Source organism: Salinispora tropica CNB-440 (genome assembly GCF_000016425.1).
GTDB classification, from domain to species: Bacteria; Actinomycetota; Actinomycetes; order Mycobacteriales; family Micromonosporaceae; genus Micromonospora; species Micromonospora tropica.
This window is the reverse complement of sequence record NC_009380.1, coordinates 2,416,930-2,436,416: the sequence shown is the minus strand read 5'-3', so window position 1 is coordinate 2,436,416 and position 19,487 is coordinate 2,416,930. Positions and strand designations below refer to the sequence as shown.

General features: G+C 70.0%; 15 protein-coding genes and 1 pseudogene. 5 read left to right on the top strand and 11 right to left on the bottom strand.

Features of this window, described 5'->3' with window-relative positions; all coding sequences use genetic code 11:
* Nucleotides 1–39: 39 nt before the first annotated feature.
* From STROP_RS10825 to STROP_RS10805, 5 genes and pseudogenes are all read right to left on the bottom strand, one after another.
* A pseudogene (locus STROP_RS10825) lies at nucleotides 40–1,332 on the bottom strand (cupin domain-containing protein); the annotation flags it as partial.
* Between the two features lie 8 nt (nucleotides 1,333–1,340).
* Nucleotides 1,341–1,583 (bottom strand): hypothetical protein, encoded by a 243-nt coding sequence (locus STROP_RS10820; RefSeq protein ID WP_018830086.1) that lies wholly within the window; start codon nucleotides 1,581–1,583, stop codon nucleotides 1,341–1,343.
* Nucleotides 1,584–1,756: 173 nt separating this feature from the next.
* Nucleotides 1,757–2,185: a DUF2267 domain-containing protein gene (locus tag STROP_RS10815; protein WP_011906030.1), complete on the bottom strand. Its 429-nt coding sequence runs from the start codon at nucleotides 2,183–2,185 to the stop codon at nucleotides 1,757–1,759.
* 233 nt (nucleotides 2,186–2,418) lie between these two features.
* Nucleotides 2,419–2,817 (bottom strand): TraR/DksA family transcriptional regulator, encoded by a 399-nt coding sequence (locus STROP_RS10810; RefSeq protein ID WP_011906029.1) that lies wholly within the window; start codon nucleotides 2,815–2,817, stop codon nucleotides 2,419–2,421.
* Nucleotides 2,818–2,993: 176 nt separating this feature from the next.
* Nucleotides 2,994–3,488, bottom strand: a complete 495-nt coding sequence (locus STROP_RS10805; protein WP_026274899.1) for a winged helix-turn-helix domain-containing protein — start codon at nucleotides 3,486–3,488, stop codon at nucleotides 2,994–2,996.
* A gap of 370 nt (nucleotides 3,489–3,858) precedes the next feature.
* Between STROP_RS10805 and STROP_RS10800 the strand changes: the two genes are divergently transcribed.
* Nucleotides 3,859–4,830, top strand: coding sequence for a DUF3500 domain-containing protein (locus STROP_RS10800; RefSeq protein ID WP_420794855.1), 972 nt, complete (start codon nucleotides 3,859–3,861; stop codon nucleotides 4,828–4,830).
* A 59-nt stretch (nucleotides 4,831–4,889) separates the two neighbouring features.
* Here STROP_RS10800 and STROP_RS10795 read toward each other — a convergent pair whose 3' ends face one another.
* Nucleotides 4,890–5,630, bottom strand: coding sequence for a GAF and ANTAR domain-containing protein (locus STROP_RS10795; RefSeq protein ID WP_026274897.1), 741 nt, complete (start codon nucleotides 5,628–5,630; stop codon nucleotides 4,890–4,892).
* A 167-nt stretch (nucleotides 5,631–5,797) separates the two neighbouring features.
* Complete coding sequence (gene secA2 / locus STROP_RS10790; RefSeq protein ID WP_026274896.1) at nucleotides 5,798–8,089, bottom strand: accessory Sec system translocase SecA2; 2,292 nt, start codon at nucleotides 8,087–8,089, stop codon at nucleotides 5,798–5,800.
* A 248-nt stretch (nucleotides 8,090–8,337) separates the two neighbouring features.
* On the opposite strand from secA2, the gene ctaD reads away from it, so the two are divergent.
* A complete protein-coding gene (gene ctaD, locus STROP_RS10785) occupies nucleotides 8,338–10,335 on the top strand; it encodes an aa3-type cytochrome oxidase subunit I (protein WP_011906024.1) in 1,998 nt (665 codons plus the stop codon).
* A 67-nt stretch (nucleotides 10,336–10,402) separates the two neighbouring features.
* Here the strand turns inward: ctaD and STROP_RS10780 are convergent, their stop codons facing one another.
* The 3 genes from STROP_RS10780 to STROP_RS10770 form a co-directional block, all read right to left on the bottom strand.
* The gene (locus tag STROP_RS10780; RefSeq protein ID WP_011906023.1) at nucleotides 10,403–11,257 is read right to left on the bottom strand and encodes a SigB/SigF/SigG family RNA polymerase sigma factor; all 855 of its coding nucleotides are present in this window, start codon (nucleotides 11,255–11,257) and stop codon (nucleotides 10,403–10,405) included.
* Between the two features lie 207 nt (nucleotides 11,258–11,464).
* On the bottom strand, nucleotides 11,465–12,856 hold the full coding sequence (locus STROP_RS10775; RefSeq protein ID WP_028564164.1) for a hypothetical protein: 1,392 nt from the start codon (nucleotides 12,854–12,856) through the stop codon (nucleotides 11,465–11,467).
* Nucleotides 12,857–13,078: 222 nt separating this feature from the next.
* Nucleotides 13,079–14,203, bottom strand: coding sequence for a baeRF2 domain-containing protein (locus tag STROP_RS10770; protein WP_011906021.1), 1,125 nt, complete (start codon nucleotides 14,201–14,203; stop codon nucleotides 13,079–13,081).
* 138 nt (nucleotides 14,204–14,341) lie between these two features.
* On the opposite strand from STROP_RS10770, the gene STROP_RS10765 reads away from it, so the two are divergent.
* From STROP_RS10765 to STROP_RS10755, 3 genes are all read left to right on the top strand, one after another.
* On the top strand, nucleotides 14,342–14,890 hold the full coding sequence (locus tag STROP_RS10765; protein ID WP_018830084.1) for a hypothetical protein: 549 nt from the start codon (nucleotides 14,342–14,344) through the stop codon (nucleotides 14,888–14,890).
* Between the two features lie 161 nt (nucleotides 14,891–15,051).
* Nucleotides 15,052–16,530, top strand: coding sequence for a glutamate-cysteine ligase family protein (locus tag STROP_RS10760; protein WP_011906019.1), 1,479 nt, complete (start codon nucleotides 15,052–15,054; stop codon nucleotides 16,528–16,530).
* A 329-nt stretch (nucleotides 16,531–16,859) separates the two neighbouring features.
* Nucleotides 16,860–17,759 carry a TrmH family RNA methyltransferase gene (locus STROP_RS10755; protein ID WP_011906018.1) on the top strand — a complete coding sequence of 300 codons (900 nt, stop codon included), beginning with the start codon at nucleotides 16,860–16,862 and terminating at the stop codon, nucleotides 17,757–17,759.
* A gap of 75 nt (nucleotides 17,760–17,834) precedes the next feature.
* Here STROP_RS10755 and STROP_RS10750 read toward each other — a convergent pair whose 3' ends face one another.
* Nucleotides 17,835–19,118: a citrate synthase gene (locus STROP_RS10750; protein WP_011906017.1), complete on the bottom strand. Its 1,284-nt coding sequence runs from the start codon at nucleotides 19,116–19,118 to the stop codon at nucleotides 17,835–17,837.
* Nucleotides 19,119–19,487: the final 369 nt, after the last annotated feature.

Below are 19,487 nucleotides of genomic sequence, written 5' to 3'. Positions count from 1 at the left end.
CGCCGCGCCCCCGTCGGGCAGGTTCGGACAGCTGCCGTGCGCAGGTACGGCGACGGCCTCCCGGAGCAGGCGGCGCACGAGGGTGACCCGGTCGGTGTCGTCGGCCAGACCGGGCAGGTCCCCCACCCGGCTGACCTCACCGGAGAGCAACGCGCGTAGGGCCGGGGCGCACATCTGCGGCAGGGTGATGGTGCGGTCGAAGACTCGCAACGTCACCCGCTCCCCCGCCGGGGTGAGCTGCCACCGCAGGCCCGGGCGGGGAGTGACCCGGCTGTCCGGGCCGAGCGCGCCCAACGCGGCCGCCTGGGCAAGGGGGTGCAGCGGAGCCGGCCGGGCCGCAGGCCATGCACGCTGCCGCAGCCGGGCGGCGAGCGCTGTCGGATCGACGCGGCGCAGCCAGTCGCGCAGTATCTCCACCGTCTCGGTCAACTCGGGCTCCACCGCCTCCGGAGCGGAGACGTCGATCCCGAATGGCAGGGTGGCCCGCAGCCGCTGATCCTCGGCAGCGAGGGCGAGCAACTCCTCGACCAGCGTGTACCGAGTCAGCGCCCGAACGCCGACGGTCAGGTGGAGTGAGCTGCGCTCCTGAGCCGCAGCACTGTGCAACCAGCCACGGGGCAGGTACAACGCGTCTCCGGGGGCGAGCAGCACGTCGAGGGCGGGTGCGCCCGTCGCGGTCGCGACGACCTCGTCAGCTCGGCCGCCCCACGGCTGCCGTTCCAGCGGATCGGGGAGCACCGGCGGGTGGATTCGCCAGTGCTTCCCACCGTCGACCTGAAGGACGAAGACGTCGTGCGTGTCGTAGTGGGTGGCAAATCCCTGACTGCCGGCGGGAGTCAGGTAGGCGTTGACCTGCAATGGCTGCCCGACAGCCAGGCCGAGGTCCCGGGCGAAGTCAATGAGTGCCGGCCAGGTCCGGTGCAGGCCCTGCAACACCAGGGTGGCCCCACCGGCGTACAGGTCGAGGATCTTCTCGTCGAGGACCTGGTCGGTGATCTCGGCGCCTGCGCCCCCGCCGCCGGTGTACCGGGCCGCCGGCACCAACACGCCGTCCTGCGCCACCCGCAGGAACGGGGTACGTAAGCCGCGCCGGCTGAGCAGGTCGTCGGCGTCTGCCGGGCTGAGTAGGTCGCGGAAGCCACTCGGGTTGGGCAGCTCGTGGGCGCGGGACAGCAGCGGTGTCTGTCCCCAGTGCGCGGCGGCGAACGTCGCCGGTTCGACCGAGACACATCGGGCCAACGCCGACGGCGACCCAGCGGGTGTCTCGGACCGGTCGGCGGCGAGCGGAGGTGCCGGGCTACCGCAGCCACCCGGCGAGTCGAGGTGCGGCACGGCGTGGTTCAGCCCGCGCTGCCGTCGGCACCACCATCGTGCTGGCCCGGAGTCGCCCCACCGTCAGCCGGACCCTCCGCGCTGCCGTCGGCACCACCATCGTGCTGGCCCGGAGTCGCCCCACCGTCAGCCGGACCCTCCGCGCTGCCGTCGGCACCGCCATCGTGCTGGCCCGGAGTCGCCCCACCGTCAGCCGGACCCTCGGGGCCGGCTCCGCCGGAGGTCGTCATGTCGTCGTCGTTGAGTGCCATGGGTGCTCCTCGGATGTGCCCCGTCCGAACGCCGGGGTCCGTCGTACGGCGGGGGTGTACCCCACCGGTGGCCCTCCCCACCACACGGTAACCGTCCCAGGACTCTGACGATGGTGGTTCGCCGGTGACGGCCCGGTCCGAACCCCGTGCCGCGACGGCGCTCGCCGCGACGCTCAGGGCATCATCTGGGCCAGGTCCTTGGGCATGTTGTCCTTCACATCGTCCCACTGCCCCGAGCTCACATGCCGGCGCAGGACGTCGAGCACCACCTGCACCAGGTGCGCAGCATCGCCCTGAAGGTCATAGGTGAACTGCTTCCGGAACTCGAGGAGGAAGTCGTCTCGGTTCAGCTTGACCGGAACGTCCATCGGCTGCCAGCCGTCGAAGTAGATGCCGCGGACCACCAACGGCAGCTGCGCGGCGAACTCCACGCTCTCCTGCACCGGCAACCGATCGCGTAGCAGGTGCAGCATCGTCCGCAGCGCGCAGTAGGACTGGTTCCGCTGTCCCTTCGGCCAACCGACGGCCTCCTCGATGTCCTGGAGAATCAGGTTTGTCTTCTCCGTGGACGCGTCGATTGCGGACTGAAGCTGCTCAGCCATCTCTCCACCCCCGAACGTCGGGCTCCCACCGGCCGTCGTCGTCTCGCCGCGGGGGACCCACCGGGTCACGGCGCTGCCGGACCGGGCTGAACCGGCCGGGCCGCGGCGCCCGCCGCCGAACGCCGGGTGCCCCGACGACGTGGACAACGACGCCTCGGCGGCGCTCCGGTCTCGTCTGCACCGTCACCTTCCAGCCACCTCCGTCCACTCCGGCCGCACCCGGCGGCGACGCGTCAAGCCGCGCGACGCTCCCGAGTTTGTTTGCAGGTCACGCAGGTCGTCGCCGACGGGAAGATCTCCAACCGCTCCACCGGAATAGACGCGCCACAGCCCTCGCAGAAGCCGTAGGTGCCCTCTTCCAGCCGGGTCAGAGCGTGCTCGAACTGTGCCCGGCGGTCGAGGATCGTGCGCAACAGAGACTGCGCGGTGTCCCGCTCCGCGGTCTTCGTGCCGCTGTCGGCCTGGTCATCGCCCGCGGTGTCCCCGACCTCGACCAGGCGCAGCACCTGGCTTTGCAACACGGCCTGCTCGTACTCGGCGGCGAGCTCGTCGTAGCGGGCCTTCAGGGACTGCCGGATCTGGTCGGCCTCCGCCTGGGGTCGGGGCGTGTCGACCGGGTCGTGGACGAGCATCGCTGCCTGCCTTCCTCAGGGCCCGGTCCACCGGACCGGTGCTGATCGTCGCTGCACGGGTGGCTACCCGTGTGGTGAGCCGACCGAGTACCCCACACCGCCACGGACCAAACCGCCGTTTGAGCGGCTACGCCGCCCCGCAGACACCAGAGCAGCCGCCCGGCGGGGGTACCCCCTCAACCACTACGGTCGATGGTCACCCGGGCGTCGTCGGCGAGCCGGTAGCCGACCCCGTAGACGGTGGTGACCAGGGGGACATCCACACCGACCTTGCCCCGTAGCCGGCGGACGTGCACGTCAACCGTGCGCACCCCGGCGTGCTCGTAGCCCCAGACCGCATTGAGCAGTTGTAGCCGCGTGAAGACCCGCCGGGGGTGGGCGACCAGGTGCAGCAACAGATCGAACTCCAGCCGGGTCAGCGACAGCGGCTCGCCGTCGCGCAGCACGGACCGGGAGGAGGCGAGGATGTGCAGGGTGGGGATGGTTGGGGCGAGCGACCGGCTCGGGGAGCGGCCAGCCGGGACCGGTTCCACCCGCCGGTCCGAGAACCCGTTGCCGGTCATGGTGACCGTGCTGTCGCCACATTCCATAAGTTCGCGGGCCGCGTCCAGCAGGCGCCGGGCCGCCGGGTTCAGCGCCTCGTCGCTGACCAACGGGATCGACAGGGTCACCGTGAGGACAGGGGGAACCGTATTGGTGGGGCGGCGCTGACCACCCGGAGGGCGACCGGGAACAGCGGGTTGGGACGAATGCCATCCGGCGCGCGACGAGGCGGGGCTGACCGACATGGTCCTCCTTGGCTGGTCCGGGTATCTCCCCAACGGCCCGGGACGCCGCTTTACCGATGCTTCCCGGCACCCGTTCGGGGGTCAAGGGGCAGCTGCGTTGCATGAATGTGACAATTGACGAACGCATAGGAGCGGGATGCTCGCTCTGCGTACGAGTCACCTGATTACAGCAGAGCCGCTGAGAGGACCCGATCCGGGGGTCCCCACCACGTTCACATTTCCCGGTCCCTGCCCACCACCCCCGTGTCGCCCGATGCCCAACGGGTATACAGGAACAGTGGATGAGTCGATCTCCCAGCAGCTACGCGCCGCCGCCGGGGCGCTGCTCGCCGCCCTGGACGAGCCGGAACGCGCCCGGGCGACCCATCGGTTCGACGACCTGGGGGCACGGCGCTGGATCGAGTACCGGCCCCGTCCCCGCCCCGGCGTCTGCCTGGCCGACCTGCGCCGCGCTGCCCGGAAGGCCACCCACCGACTACTGGCGAGCGCCCTGAGCCCGTCGGCGTACGCCCAGGCGGTGGCGATCATCGGTCTGGAGGAGATCCTCGACCGAGCCGAGGGGGGGCACCGTGACCGACACAGCGACGACTATTGGGTGGCGGTTTTCGGTGACCCGATCCGGGACGAGGCATGGGGGTGGCGGGTCGAGGGGCACCACCTGTCGATCAGCATGACCATCGTCGCCGACCAGGTCTCCCCCGCTCCGATCTTCTTCGGGGCGAACCCGGCAGCAGTCCGGTGGGCCGGACGGCCGATCACCCGCCCGCTCGGCCCCGAGGAGGACCTGGGCCGGGCGTTGCTGGATACCCTCAGCCCGCGGGCACGGGCGATGGCGGTCATCGCCGAGGCGGCTCCCACCGACATCATCAGCGCGACCCGACCTCACGTGGACACCCCGATGGCTCCCCTCGGCGTCTCCGCTGACCAGCTCAGCCCCACCGGCCGGTCCATGTTGGACCAACTCGTCGCCCTCTACCTGGAACGGTTCCCGCCAGAGTTGGCAGACCGGGAGGCCCGTCGGCTCGCCGGGTCCCCGGTGCACTTCGCCTGGGCTGGTCCGAGCTGGCCGGGACAGCGCCACTACTACCGCGTCCAGGGCGACGACCTGCTGATCGAGTACGACAACACCGCGGACGACGGTAACCACGCCCACACCGTGCTCCGCCGCCCGAGCGGTGACTTCGGCGGCGACCTCCTGGCTGCCCACCACCGGTCCGCCCACTGACACCTCGGCGAGCCCGCCGGAACAGCCCCACCCCACCGCGCGGCCGTCCTCCGGCGCGGCTAGTTGTCGCGAGGCCGGGAAACCGTGGTGATCAACCGCTCGGCCACCTCCCGCAGGGGGATGCCGAGCGAGGACGCCGCGCTGCGCAGCACCGTCACGGCCTCCTCAGCCCGACATCCCCGCTGGGTCATGACGACACCGATCGCCTGCCCGACAACGCTCTCGCCGAGCAGCGCCACGTCGACCTGACCGGCTTCGGCCACCGCCCGCGCCCGGTCCCGCACCGCGGCGAGCAGAAGACCGGCCTGCTCGGCCACCAGCATCGCGGTCAGCTGGTGCCGGGGGGTGAGCAGCTCCCGAGCTCCCGCATAGAGGTTGAGCGCACCGATCACCTGTTCGTCGATGTCGACCGGCGCGGAGATCACGGCCGACACGCCGAGCCCACGGGCACGCCAGGTCCACTCGGGCCACCGCGTCTCGGCGCTCAGTCGCTCGGCGACCACCAGCTCTCGCCGCCCGATCGCCGCCATGGCCGGCGAGTCTGGGCCGTGCCGCAGGTCGTCCAGCTCGGCGAGCCGGGTGTCGGAGGCCACCGCTCCGGCCGGCTCCCCCGCACGCAGGGAGGTGAACCCACACCAGCTGACCCCCGCGACGCCGTCCCGGGCGATCCGGACGAGGATGGTCAGGGCGGCGTCGAGGTCCATCGCGCCGATCAGCCCGGCGGTCAGCTCCCGGAGCAGTCCCGCGGTCTCCAGGACACCGAGCGTCTCCCCGACCGACTCCCGCATCTCCAGGTTCACCAGACCCACCTCCATATGCCGTACACCCCGCGTCCCACCTCCGGACCGCCTGAGTTCCGTGCCCGTCCGACTCCGCAGCCCCGGCCTACTACCCCGAGGGGAGGGGTCGAAACTACCCAAACAGGGCGACCCCCGAAGCCGGAGGCTACCGGAACACTCCGGAAAGGTCAGCGGGATCCGGAGCTGAGCCGCCGCCCCACCGAGGCGATGAGCCGGTCGAGCTCCGAACCGAACGGATTGTCGTGCACGAGGTAGGTCCACGTGGCGCTGGGCCGGACCAGCCGGGCCTCGTCCGGTTCCCAGTCCTCGTCGAATTCCGTCTCGGTGAATGTCTCGATGGTGCGCCGCTCGATCTCCGGCACCAGCTCGTTGAAGGAGGGCACCGCGGCACGGTGGAACTCGTCGAGCGGGTCCAACCGGCCCAACGCCCGCAGGTGCACACCCTCGCGGACCTCGGAGAGCTCGGCCAGGTGCTCGGCCCAGAGTCGGTCCAGGTGGAACAACGCAATCGACCGGGCGGCCCGAGCGAGAAGATCCTCGTCCATCTCGCCCGCCTGGTCCGAGACCTTGTCGAGCAGCATCAGGGCGGCGACATCGCTGGTCAGCAGTCGCTCACGGCGTTCCGCCAACGCCTTACGCTGCTGCTCCACCACCACGCTGTAGCGCCAGGTGTTGCGGTGGATCTCGTGGTTGACCCCCTCCGCGACCCGCTGCGCGTGCTCCACGGCGTATTGCACCTGCGGGTCGGTGACCAGGCCGTCGGCGTTCATCCGCGGCGACGGCGGCACCGTGTCACCGGCGTGCCGGACCACGAGATCGTCCTGCAGACTGACGAAGAAGACCGACCCACCCGGGTCGCCCTGCCGACCAGCCCGCCCGCGCAGCTGGTCGTCCACCCGGCGGCTGTCGTGCCGACCACTGCCGATCACGTAGAGACCACCCAGCTCGGCCACCCGATCTTGGTCCGTCTGATCGCTGCCGCCGAGACGGATGTCGACACCCCGGCCGGCCATCTGGGTCGAGACCGTGACCGCGCCGTTGGCGCCGGCCTCGGCGATGATCGCCGCCTCCTCGTCGTCGTTCTTGGCGTTCAGCACGATGCAGGGGACGTCAGCAGCGTCGAGACCGGCCGCCAGGCTTTCGGACTCCTTCACGTCGAGGGTGCCGACCAGGACCGGCCGCCCCCGCTCGTGGTTGCGCCGAATCTCGTCGATCAGCGCCTCCTCCTTCTCCGCCTGGGTCGCGTAGATCCGGTCCGGCTCGTCCTCACGGACACACGGCGTGTTCGGCGGGACCACCGCCACCTCGAGATCGAAGAACTCGCGCAGCTGCTCGCCGACCAGTACCGCGGTCGCCGTCATCCCACACACGGTTGGGTAGAGCCCGATGTACGCCTGCACCGCGATCGTGCCGAGCACCTCCCCCTCGGCGGTGGCGTCGAGCCCCTCCTTGGCCTCGACCGCCGCCTGCAGTCCGTCGGGCCAACGGCGACGCTGCGCCACCCGTCCGCGCATCTCGTCGATCAGCTCGACCGTGCCATCCCGCACGATGTAGTCCACATCGCGGTGCAGCAGGGCGTGCGCATGCAGCGCCACGTTCACCGCGGAGAGCTGGGCGACCTGCGCCTCGTCGTACAGGTCGATGCCGAGCCGGGCCTCGACGGCACTGAGGCCGTCGGTGGTGAAGGCGACGCTGCGACCGTCCTCGGCCACCGTGTAGTGCCGGTCCTCACGCAGCCCACGCATCAACGCCGCGGCGGTGTGCACCGGATCCTGCTCGCCGGGAACCGCTCCGGCGAGGACCATCGGCACCCGGGCCTCGTCGATCAGGATCGAGTCGGCCTCGTCAACGATCGCGGTACGCAGCGCCGGCTGGGCCCGGTCCTCGGTGTCGGTGACGAGCTGGTCACGCAGGTAGTCGAAGCCCGCCTCGCTGACCGACACGTACGTGACATCGCAGGCGTACGCCGCACGCCGTTGTTCCGGGGTGGACCCCTCGTTGACCCAGCCGACGGTCAGGCCAAGCAGGTCATACACCGGCTTCATCCATTGGGCGTCCCGGCGGGCCAGGTAGTCGTTGACGGTCAGTACGTGCACCGGGCCGTTGCCGAGGCGGACATGCCCGTACGCGGCGACCGTCGCGGTCAGCGTCTTGCCCTCACCGGTGGCCATCTCGGCGACCTTGCCGGAGAGCAGCGCCATCGCACCGAGCAGCTGCACGTCGTAGGGCCGCTGATCCAGTCCGCGGCGGGCAGCCTCGCGGCCAACCGCACAAATCTCCGCGTAGCCCTCAGCCCGGCCGGCGGCCTCGGTCAGCTCGACATCGTCGAGAGCCTGTAGCTCCTCCATCCGGGACTCGATGGCGGGCAGGAGCTTCTCCAGCGGCGCGAGGTCGACTGTCGTCCCGGGGCGCTGGAGGAACCGGCGGAACCTGCTCTTCAACCGTTGCGACACACCCATGAGCGGCAACGGTACGCGACCGGACCGATCTTCAAGCGGCCCGCCCGGGCCCCGGCGGCGTCGGCGAGCGCCACCGGTGACCGACCGTCGGAGGGCGACCAGGTCGACCCAGGGTGGGGAGCACGACACCGAACGTCCTGGGGAGCGAAAATACCGCTCTAGCCGGAATAATCCCTCTCGCCTGGTTTCATGGTCAGAGGGGCGGGTAGCCACGCCCGTCCCATCTGTCGTCAGCGGGGTGATAGTCCATGCCCAAGCGGGTCACCACGGAACCACGCGACCGGGGTCCGGCGATCCTGGCACCGGCCCGCTTCGGCGGCTACCCGGGCCCGCGGCGGCCGGCGTTGCCCGGCACCAAGCTGGCCCGGTGGCTGGCCACCACCGACCACAAGCAGATCGGGCTGCTCTACCTGATCACGGCCTTCGGATTCTTCGTGCTGGCCGGAATCGAGGCGATGCTGATCCGGGGCGAGTTGGCCCGGCCCGGGCTCCAGTTCCTCTCTCCCGAACAGTACAACCAGTTGTTCACCACCCACGGCCTCGCGATGCTGCTGCTCTTCGCCACCCCGGCGGCGCTGGGGATGGCCAACTACATCGTCCCGATCCAGGTCGGCGCGCCGGACGTCGCGTTCCCCCGACTGAACGCCTTCGGCTACTGGCTCTTCCTCTTCGGCGGTCTGCTGCTCTTCGGCAGCTTCCTGACCCCCGGCGGATCCGCCGACTTCGGCTGGTTCGCATACACGCCGCTGAGCCAGGCCGAGCACTCCCCCGGGATCGGCCCGGACATGGTGCTGGTCGGCCTTGCCCTCGGCGGTGTCGGCACGATTCTGACCGCGGTCAACCTGATCACCACCATCGTCACGCTCCGGGCCCCCGGCATGACGATGTTCCGAATGCCGATCTTCACCTGGAACATGCTCTTCACCAGCATCCTGATCCTGCTGGTCTTCCCCCTGCTGGCCGCCGCGCTCTTCGCCCTGCTCGCGGACCGACTCCTGGGGGCGCACGTCTTCGATTCGAACCATGGCGGGCCGCTGCTCTGGCAGCACCTGTTCTGGTTCTGGGGCCACCCCGAGGTCTACATCATCGCGGTGCCCTTCTTCGGGATCATCACCGAGATCATCCCGGTCTTCGCCCGCAAGCCCGTCTTCGGCTACACCGGGCTGGTCTTCGCCACCGTCGCCATCACCGTGCTGTCCATGGCGGTCTGGGCACACCACATGTTCGGCACCGGTCAGGTGCTCCTGCCGTTCTTCAGCATCCTGAGCTACCTGATCGCCGTACCGACCGGGGTGAAGTTCTTCAACTGGATCGGCTCCATGTGGAAGGGGCAGCTCACTTTCGAAACACCGATGCTCTTCGCCATCGGCTTCCTGGTCACCTTCCTGTTCGGCGGTCTCACCGGGGTGCTGCTGGCCAGCCCGCCGGTGGACTTCCACGTGACCGACAGCTACTTCGTGGTGGGGCACTTCCACTACGTACTCTTTGGCACAGTGGTCTTCGCCTTCTTCGGCGGAATCTACTTCTGGTTCCCGAAGATGACCGGCCGGCTACTCGACGAACGACTCGGCAAGGTGCACTTCTGGACGATGTTCCTCGGCTTCCACGGCACCTTCCTGGTCCAGCACTGGCTGGGCAACGAGGGAATGCCCCGGCGGTACGTCGACTACCTGTCCAGCGACGGGTTCACCACCCTGAACACCATCTCCACCGTCTCTTCGTTCGTACTCGGAGCATCCACCCTGTTCTTCATCTGGAACGCCTGGAAGTCCTGGCGGTACGGACCCGTGGTCAACGTGGACGACCCATGGGGCTTCGGTAACTCCCTGGAGTGGGCGACAACCTGTCCACCACCACTGCGTAACTTCGACCAGATGCCCCGGATCCGCTCGGAGCGCCCGGCCTTCGACGCCAAGTACGGTCCACTCGTCGCCGATCTCGGCCGCGATCTACCGCAGCGCACCACCCGGCCGCCCCAGACCCTCCGCGACGAGCTACACCGGGAGCCGCATCTGCCCGAGTCACCCAGCACCGAGGGCGCGGTCGGCGCGCGCGAGGCGGTGGCCTACCAGCCCGCTCCCCAGTCCGGGGCGCGGCCGGTCGAGGTGCCGGAGCCGGAGGCCGTGCGCCGGCCCAGCTTCGAGGAGACCGACGAGCCCGAGGGGACCATCGACCTCGAAGCCCCGCAGGAGCCGAACGACCGGTGGCGCCATCCACGTGGACCCGGCGACAGCACCGAGAACTGAGCCGGCTCGACGCCCGTGAGCGAGCGGCGCCGCGCCGGCCGCACCGGGACCAGCCGCCGTCGGACACTCACCGAGTTCCGCGGCGGCCGGCCTCCGCCTCGGCGACGCCGTTCTGCCACGGCGGCGGCGCGTCGGCGAGCATCGCCTGCCGCAGCCAGGTCAGCGCCCGCGACAACAGCCGGGACACGTGCATCTGGGAGATGCCGAAGCGGGCGGCGATCTCCGCCTGGGTCTGGTTGCCGTAGAAGCGCATGGCGAGGATCCGTCGTTCCCGCCAGGGCAGCCGATGCAGCAGACCACTCACGGTTACCCGATCGTCCACCGACTCCAGTGCGTTGTCGGACTCACCCACCAGGTCGCCGAACTCGGCCGAGCTCTCGCCGCCGACCGGGGCGTTGAGCGAGGCCGGGCTGTAGCCGGCAGCCGACTCCAGCGCCGCGAGGATCTCTTCCTCCGGCGTCTCCAACCGCCTCGCCAGCTCCGCCACCGTGGGCGCCCGAGACAACTCGCTGGTCAACGCCGCGGTGGCCTGGCCAACCTCGAGGATGAGATCACGCAGCCGGCGGGGCACGTGCACCCCCCAGGTACGGTCCCGGAAGTGGCGCTTGATCTCACCGACGATGGTGATCGCCGCATACGCGGTGAAGGAGCCCCGCTCCGGGTCGTAACGATCCACCGCGTTCACCAACCCGAGCCGCGCGACCTGTTCCAGGTCCTCCAGCGGCTCGCCCCGCCCGCGATACCGACGGGCCAGTCGTCCGGCGAACGGCAGAGCGAAGCGGACCAGGTCGTCGCGGGCCTCCTGACGCCGCTGGGGCGGCAACCCCTCGATCCGTGCCGCGTACGCCAGGGCCGCCGCGTCGAGGTCCTCCAGGCCCCGATCGGTCGGTGACGGCGTACTTGTGGTGGTCTGTCCGAACATCCGCGCCTCCCTCAGGAAGGTCCCGCCCGGATTTGGCAAACCGGTCGTGCGCGTGGTGACACCACGCACCGGGTCGGAAGTGGTTTCGTGGCTGGGACGCCAGCGGGCAACGGCAGGATTCCGGCCGCCGCAGCCAGCGGTGTTCCCGCTCCGTAGGTACTCAATCACGGGACCCGGGGTTCGCGAGGATGTTTCGGCTCGCCCGGTTCAGGAGACGAGCAGCCCCTGCTGGGAGCCGCCGTCGCGGAGCGCCGCAAGGGCAGCCGCAACGGTCATCGGCGGCGGTGTCGGCAGGTCGTACGACTGTGCCCGCAGCACTTCGGTGGCCCGGCGAGTGGGCACCGAGCTGACCGGGTAGCCCCGGGCCGCCGACCGGTCCAGAGCCCGCCGCCGGCGGCCGAAGCCGGCCACGGCCAACCACTGGGGAAGCCCGGCGACCGCCGGCGACCGCAGCCCCGGCGGCTCCGGCAACACGTCCACCGAGCTGAACGGCTCGCTGCCGGCGAGCCACCACTCTGCCCCCTCCACACTGCGCCGGGTGGCGTTCTCGCACCAGTAGGGCACCATGCCCGCCCGAACCACCTGCCACGGGTCAAGAAGCCGGCCGCACTCGACGACCAGGCGGTTGCCGGTCTTTCCGGCCGCGCGCAACCAGTGGCGGTACAGGTCCGCGGTCGCCGCGCTCAACACCGCAGGTTCCGGAACGAGCACCCGATGCGACGGATGTCGGTGCACCGCGCCCCATTCCCGCACGGACTGCTCGAACCCGGGCTCCACCCCATGTTCTGCCAGGCGGGGCGCCCCCGCCACCTCGGGCGGACACCACCGCGCGCCGTCGCTGCCGGCCGCGTGGAGCACCTGGCGCAACGCGGGACTGTCCGGGTGGAAGTCCACCGGATCAAACCCACTGCCCGGACAGCCGATCTGGAAGCTGTGACCGGGGGCGGAGTCCACCACCGGCCAGGTACGGGCATCACAGAGCAGCAGCACCGGCGCTCCGGGCTCCAGGCATTCGACCAGCAACCGGAGGTAGGCCGTCGGCAGCCAGCGCCAGTGAGCGGCCAGCGCGACCGTCGCCCCCGCCAGCGCACCACGGCTGGCGGGACAGTGCACCTGCCGAACGTGGAGTTCGGGGTTGCCCACCAGCAACCGCGCCGCCAGCGCGGCACCGTGGTCCAGCGCGGCCTGCGGCCCGTCCACCGCCCCCTGCGGCCAGTGCACGCTCAGCTCGAAGCCGGTGGGCAGCCACGGTATGCCGAGCGCGACCGCGAGGTGCGCCGCCGCGCCGTGCGGCGAGCCGAGCAGCACCCCGGGGTAGCGGCGGCGGGGATACTGGTCGGCGAACCATCGGGCCACCCGGTCCGCGTCCACCTCGGCGGCCTGCCCCACGGTCAGGGCGACCCGACCAGCGGCCCGGGCCGCCGCTGCCCGCCGGACCGGTTCGGGTGCCCCGCTGAGGCGAGACATCCCTCTGGGATGGCCCAGGTCGGCGCAGTCGGCGCCGCGGAGGGCCCGAGCGGTGGCCGCGACCAGGGTCCGGGCCGCGCTGCCGGCCGCCACGACGCGGTCACCGGCCAGCCCGGCGCGCCCCGCGCGCACCCCGTGCGCCGGCCCGGTCGTTCCTCGTTCGCTAACCACGCAGCCCGGCTTCCCGCCCCGATGGGGTTCAAACTGGGCATCTCTTGCTCATCGTGATTTACCCGGTAATCCTGACGGATGGGCGGCCGGACCGGATGCGCCCGGCCCCGGCCACGACGTTCGACCATCCGCCGCACCCGCCCGGTTCGACGCCGTACGGCTGCGCCGATCGCGCCGCTCCGGTCAGGCGCGGTCCCGCCCCGGCGTGGCGACATCGACGTACCGCAGTACCGCGCCCACCCCACCGGTCAACTCCGGCGCCTCGTCGGGGCTGAGGACGGTCAGCTCCGCGTCAGTCCCCACCAACGCCCGTACCAGGGCGGCATCCACGCGTACCTGCTCCGGGTCCCGGACCGACATGGCGGATAGTTGTTCCGGATCAGTAGCGATCTGGGTGGAATCCGACCCCACCCACAGCTCTCCCGTCGCCGACGGGTCGTCCACGATGAGCAGGTTCTCGACCTGGTCCCGCTGCAGTGCGGAGACCACCGCGTCCAGCCCGGACCCGACCTCCTCCTGCTGACCAAACCGGTCCAGGGCGGTACTGACCCGCTGGTCGGCCACCTCGGCAATGGCCTGCACGGTCAGGTCGTCCAGCAGGGTGTGGTCGGCGCCGTCGGCCCGCTTGCCGGCATCGGTACGGACCAGCACCTCCTGCCAGCGTTCCGGCAACTGCGCGGCGATCACACCGGTGGCCCGCACATCTCCGGCCACCACCACCACGTCGGCGCGTACCCTCTCGGCCAGCTCCGCGGCGGCGGCGGCGATGTCACCCGCGTTGCGGTGCCAGGCCTCCACAGCGGCCCGCTGATACCGGGACTGGGACCAACCGCCGGGCCGTACGCGGCGCAGCTGGTACTCCTCCCGGCCCTGCACGTGGGCGTGCCGTGGCACACCCCCCGCGCTGACCGCCATCGCGTCCGCTCCGGTCCGGTCGGCGATCACGCGCACCCAGGCCACCTGCTCGCCTCGCTGGGCCAGCAGCGGCATCACGTGTGGCAGTGACGCGAACGCGGCGATGTCCCGCAGCGGCGGAGCAGACAGGTACTCCGACAGGGCCACCCGACCGTGGCTGGCGAAGACGGCGATGCCGTAGTCACCCGGCATCGGGTTATGCCCCCGAACCACCCGATCAATCGCCTCGATCGACGCCGGGTCGGCCCGTTGCTCCTGGAGTCGGTCCCGGAGCGCCCGCCAGCGCAGGTCCAGCGCGGCGTGGGCGTCCTCGGTGTCGGCGGAGGCGTCCAGGTACACCGAACACCACGGGCCCGGCCGATCATAGAGCGGGCGTAGGAAGGACAGCTGCATGCGCGACCCCTTTCCAGCTCGACCCTGCGTTTACCCGCGCCGGCTGGCTTGTCACCTGACCACGCCACGTGACCCCACGTTCATTCACCCCGTTCACCCACACCGGCCGATACCATCGGGGAACAGATCAAACCCCGGGTGGTGGCGATGAACAGCGACCTGCATGCCCCACGGATCACTCATCCGACGGCGCGCATCGTCACCGGGCGAGTCGTCCGGCTACTCGAGGGCTACCCGCGTGAGGTACGGGTGGGTCAGCCGGTGCTGGTGGCGGTGCTCGTCGCAGCCGGCGTGACGAGAATGCTGATGGCCCTGCTCCAGCAGCTCGCGGCGGCCGGTTCCGGCGGCGGTCGCCGCACGCTCAAGGAGCTCAGGAACGGGCCGGAGTTCCTGGTCACCCCGGTCCGCCTGCGGGACTCCGCCGGACGGATGTGCGAGGTAGAGCTACACGGACACCTACCGCAGAGCGCCCTGCACCCGGCCGACCACGTACAACTCACCCTACGCCGCCAGCGCGACTCCGAGCTTCCGCCGAAGATCGAGCGGATCGTCAACCTCACCACCGGACAGGTACTCACCCCGCGTACGGCGACGCTCTGGTCGCATCTCGGGCCGCCGCTCCTGCTCCAGGCCGGCCTGGGCCTGCTACTGCTGGCCGCGGTGGCCGCCTGTTCCAGCCTGGTGTGAGCCGACCCGGTCACCGCTCGGTGCGCACGACTGCGGGCGCGCCGCACCGGTTCGGTGGGAGTTGCCGCGGCCCACCGGTGGGTGGGAGAAAGCCAACAGGTCTACCGTCACCGGACACACTGTGCGACTGTCAGGGGGCCAGCGGTGACAGGGCGGTGACCATGGGCGAGAACGTTGACGTGCGGACCTTCGACCGTGCGGATCGGGCCCGCTACCGGGCGAAGGTCCGCCGCTGCCTCACTGTCCTCGCTGATCTCCTGTCGGATTCCCGGTTCGACGTGGGTCGGCCGACGACCGGGCTGGAGATCGAGCTCAACCTCATCGATGACGAGTCGCGGCCCGCGATGCGCAACGCCGCCGTACTGGCTGCGGTGGCCGACCCAGACTTCCAGACTGAGCTGGGTCAGTTCAACCTGGAGATCAACGTGGCTCCCCTGCGGCTCGCCGGCACCGGGGCGTTGGAGTTCGAGAAGAAGCTGCGTGAACGCCTCAACGCCGCCGAGAGCCGGGCACGCACCGTCGGCGCCCGTCTCGTCATGATCGGCATCTTGCCGACGCTACGGCCGGAGCACCTCACCTCGGCCGCGCTCTCCGCGAACCCCCGCTTCGAACTGCTCAACGAGCAGATCTTCGCCGCTCGCGGCGAAGATCTGCGAATCGTCATCAACGGCGTTGAGCGACTGGCGACCACCGCGGACACCATCACTCCAGAGGCAGCCTGCACCAGCGCCCAGTTCCACCTCCAGGTCAGCCCCGCCCAGTTCGCCGACTACTGGAACGCGGCGCAGGCCATCGCCGGCGTCCAGGTGGCGCTGGGTGCCAACGCACCGCTGCTCTTCGGCCGGGAGCTGTGGCGGGAGACGCGGATCCCGCTGTTCGAGCAGGCAACCGACACCCGGGCAGTGGAGATCAAGGCGCAGGGCGTCCGTCCCCGGGTGTGGTTCGGGGAACGCTGGATCGCCAGCGTCTTCGACCTCTTCGACGAAAATGTCCGCTACTTCCCCGCGTTGCTGCCCATCTGCGACCCGGAGGATCCCGCCGACGCGATCACGGCTGGTGCCGTGCCGCAGCTGGCCGAGCTACGCCTGCACAACGGCACCATCTACCGGTGGAACCGGCCGATATATGACGTCCTGGAGGGCCGACCGCAGCTGCGGCTGGAGAACCGCGTGCTACCGGCCGGGCCCACCGTGGTGGACACCGTCGCCAACGGGGCGTTCTTCTTCGGCCTGGTCCGCGCCCTGGCCGAGAGTGACCGCCCGCTGTGGTCGCAGATGTCGTTCAACGCCGCTGAGGAGAACTTCACCACCTGTGCCCGACACGGCATCGACGCGCCGGTCTTCTGGCCGGGCCTCGGCTACCTACCCGTCACCGAGTTGGTGCTCCGCCGACTACTGCCGCTGGCCCACCACGGGCTGGACCGCTGGGGAGTGAACCCACACGAGCGGGATCGACTCCTCGGCATCATCGAGCAGCGCTGCCTCACCGGCCGCAACGGCGCGAGCTGGCAGGTGGCCACTCTGAACCGGCTTGAGGCCGCCGACCGCCTGGCCCGGCCCGAGGCGCTACGCGAGGTGGTCCGCCACTACGTGGACCTGATGCACAGCAACCGACCAGCCCACGAGTGGCCCATTCCCTGACCCATCCCGGTCGAATGCGGACTACCGGCGATGCGACTGTCGGCGCCGGCCGCAGCTGACCGCAAGAGGTGGGAACACGGCGAGGGTCAACGGGTCGGAAAGGTGCGGCGCAACACGGGAATGAGGACCCCTGACCAGGTTCACCGCCTCGATCGCAGCGGACGAATCCGCCCCCGCGGCGCTGACCGCCAACCACACCTAAACGACCCGACCGCGCTTCGGCCTCGGCCAGCAGAAAGATCACCGGCCGCTGTACTGTCGGCAGCACCCCGCCATACCGCCTGGCACCGCCAGCCCAAAGGTAGGCGCAGCGAGGAGGCACTGGGCACATGGCGAGGACAATCAGGGTCAGCACCCGAAACGCGACCTTCCAGCAGTGGCATGCCCTGCTGACCAATCGCACCAAACGCCAGCGTGCGGGGGAGTTCGTGGTCCAGGGGGTCCGGCCCATCACCCTCGCGGTCGAACACGGTTGGCAGGTCCGTGCCCTGCTGTATCCCGCCGGGCAGAGCCTCTCCCGATGGAGTCGAGACCTGCTGGACCGGATCAGCGGGGCCAGCCCGGTCGCGGTGTCGCCGGAGCTGTTGGGTGAGCTCGGGGGCAAGGACGAGGAGCCACCGGAGTTACTCGCGGTGGTCGGGCTCCCCGAGGACCGACTGCAGCGCATACCCCACTCGGCCAACATGCTGGTGATGGCCTTCGACCGACCGACCACTCCCGGCAACATCGGTTCGCTGATTCGGTCCGCGGATGCCTTCGGAGCCGCCGGCGTGGTCATTACCGGGCATGCGGCCGACCCCTATGACCCCAAGTCCGTGCGCGCGACTACCGGTTCACTGTTCACCGTGCCCGTGGTGCGCGTACCGAGCCATCGTGCGGTACTGGACTGGGCCGACTCGCTGCGCGCCACGCGCATCCCCATCGAGATCGTCGGCACCGACGAACACGGCGAGGTGGAGATCACCGCGCACGATCTCACCGGCCCGACGATCATCGTGGTGGGGAACGAGACACGCGGACTCAGTACGGCTTGGCGGCAGTCCTGCGACCGTACGGTGCGGATCCCGATCACCGGCGCCGCCAGCTCCCTGAACGCCGCCGCCGCGGCGACCGTGGTGTTGTACGAGGCCGCACGGCAACGAACAGCATCGACGCCGCAACCAGCGCCACCCACCACTCCGGCGGAGGTTGCCCCTCGCACCGACACCGCGCGTACCCCGATGCCCTGACGGCCGAGCGCCGTTGCCCCGAATCGTGGGGGCAGCGGCGCTCGGCCGTGTGGGTTACGCGGGAGTCCGCTCCGCTCAGCGCTGCTCGAGGTTGACGTAGTCGCGCTGCACGGCACCGGTGTAGATCTGCCGCGGGCGACCAATCTTCGTCTCCGGGTCCTTGATCATCTCACGCCACTGGGCGATCCAGCCGGGGAGCCGCCCCAGCGCGAACAGCACGGTGAACATCTTCGTCGGGAAGCCCATGGCCTTGTAGATCAGGCCGGTGTAGAAGTCCACGTTCGGGTAGAGCTTGCGGGAGACGAAGAAGTCGTCGGCGAGCGCGATCTCCTCCAGCTCCATCGCGACGTCCAGCATCGGGTCCGACGTGGACATCCGGCCCATCACGTCCTGGGCGGCCCTCTTCACAATGGTGGCCCGGGGGTCATAGTTCTTGTAGACCCGGTGGCCGAAGCCCATCAGCTTCGTGCCGGCCTGCCGGTCCTTGACCCGCCGCACGAAGGAACGGACGTCGCCGCCGTCGGCCTGGATCGTCTCCAGCATCTCCAACACGGACTGGTTCGCGCCGCCGTGCAACGGACCGAACAGCGCGTTCACGCCGGCGGAGACCGAGGCGAAGAGGTTGGCGTTGCTGGAACCCACCAGCCGTACGGTCGAGGTGGAGCAGTTCTGCTCGTGGTCGGCATGCAGGATGAACAGCATGTCCAGCACCCGGGCCATCACCGGGTCGACCTCGTACGGCTCGGCCGGCACGCCGAAGGTCATCCGAAGGAAGTTCTCCACGTACCCGAGGGAGTTCTCCGGGTACAGCAGCGGCTGGCCGATCGACTTCTTGTAGGCGTACGAGGCGATGGTCGGCACCTTCGCCATCAGCCGGACCGTCGACATCTCCACATGCTCGTCGTCGAACGGGTCGAGGCTGTCCTGGTAGAAGGTGGAGATGGCACTGACCGCCGAGGAGAGCACCGCCATCGGGTGCGCATCCCGGGGGAAGCCGTCGAAGAACCGACGCATCTCCTCGTGCAGCAACGAATGCCGCCGAATCCGCTCGGTGAACTCGGTCAGCTGCTGCGGGGTGGGCAGCTCACCGTAGATCAGCAAGTACGAGACCTCCAGGAAGGAGGACTTCTCCGCCAGCTGCTCGATCGGGTAGCCACGGTAGCGCAGGATCCCCGCGTCGCCGTCGATGTAGGTGATCGCGGACGAGCAGGCGGCCGTGTTCACGAAACCAGGATCGTAGGTCGTCATCCCGGTCTGCTTGAGCAGCTTGCTCACCCCGATGCCGGCGGGACCCTCGATCGCCGTGTTCACCGGCATCGACAACTGCCCACCGGGGTGATCGAGCTTGACTTCCGTCATGTGCGTCCTCGCTTCGCCGACAGATCTTCTTCGTTGAATTTCCTTCGCTTTTACCGTATTCGTGCTTCCCAGGACACCGCCCGCGGTGGTTCGCCGGTGAGGTATGCGTCACCCATTTCCCGGCCGGCCAGCCAGGAAACGCCGACCGGTCGACCACCCCACGACGAGGAGTCCGCCCGAGGCAGGACAGGGCGGAATGAAAACACTGGACGACAAGAATCACTGGCAGTCAGCGCAGCACACCACAAACAGTCTGAGTGTGGGCGAGGATGGACGGGCTCGGCCGGACGACGGGCAACCGCCGCCCGACCGAGCCGACCGGCGACCGTGGCCAGCAGAGAGAAGCCGCGCCCAGCGGCGACCGGCGGC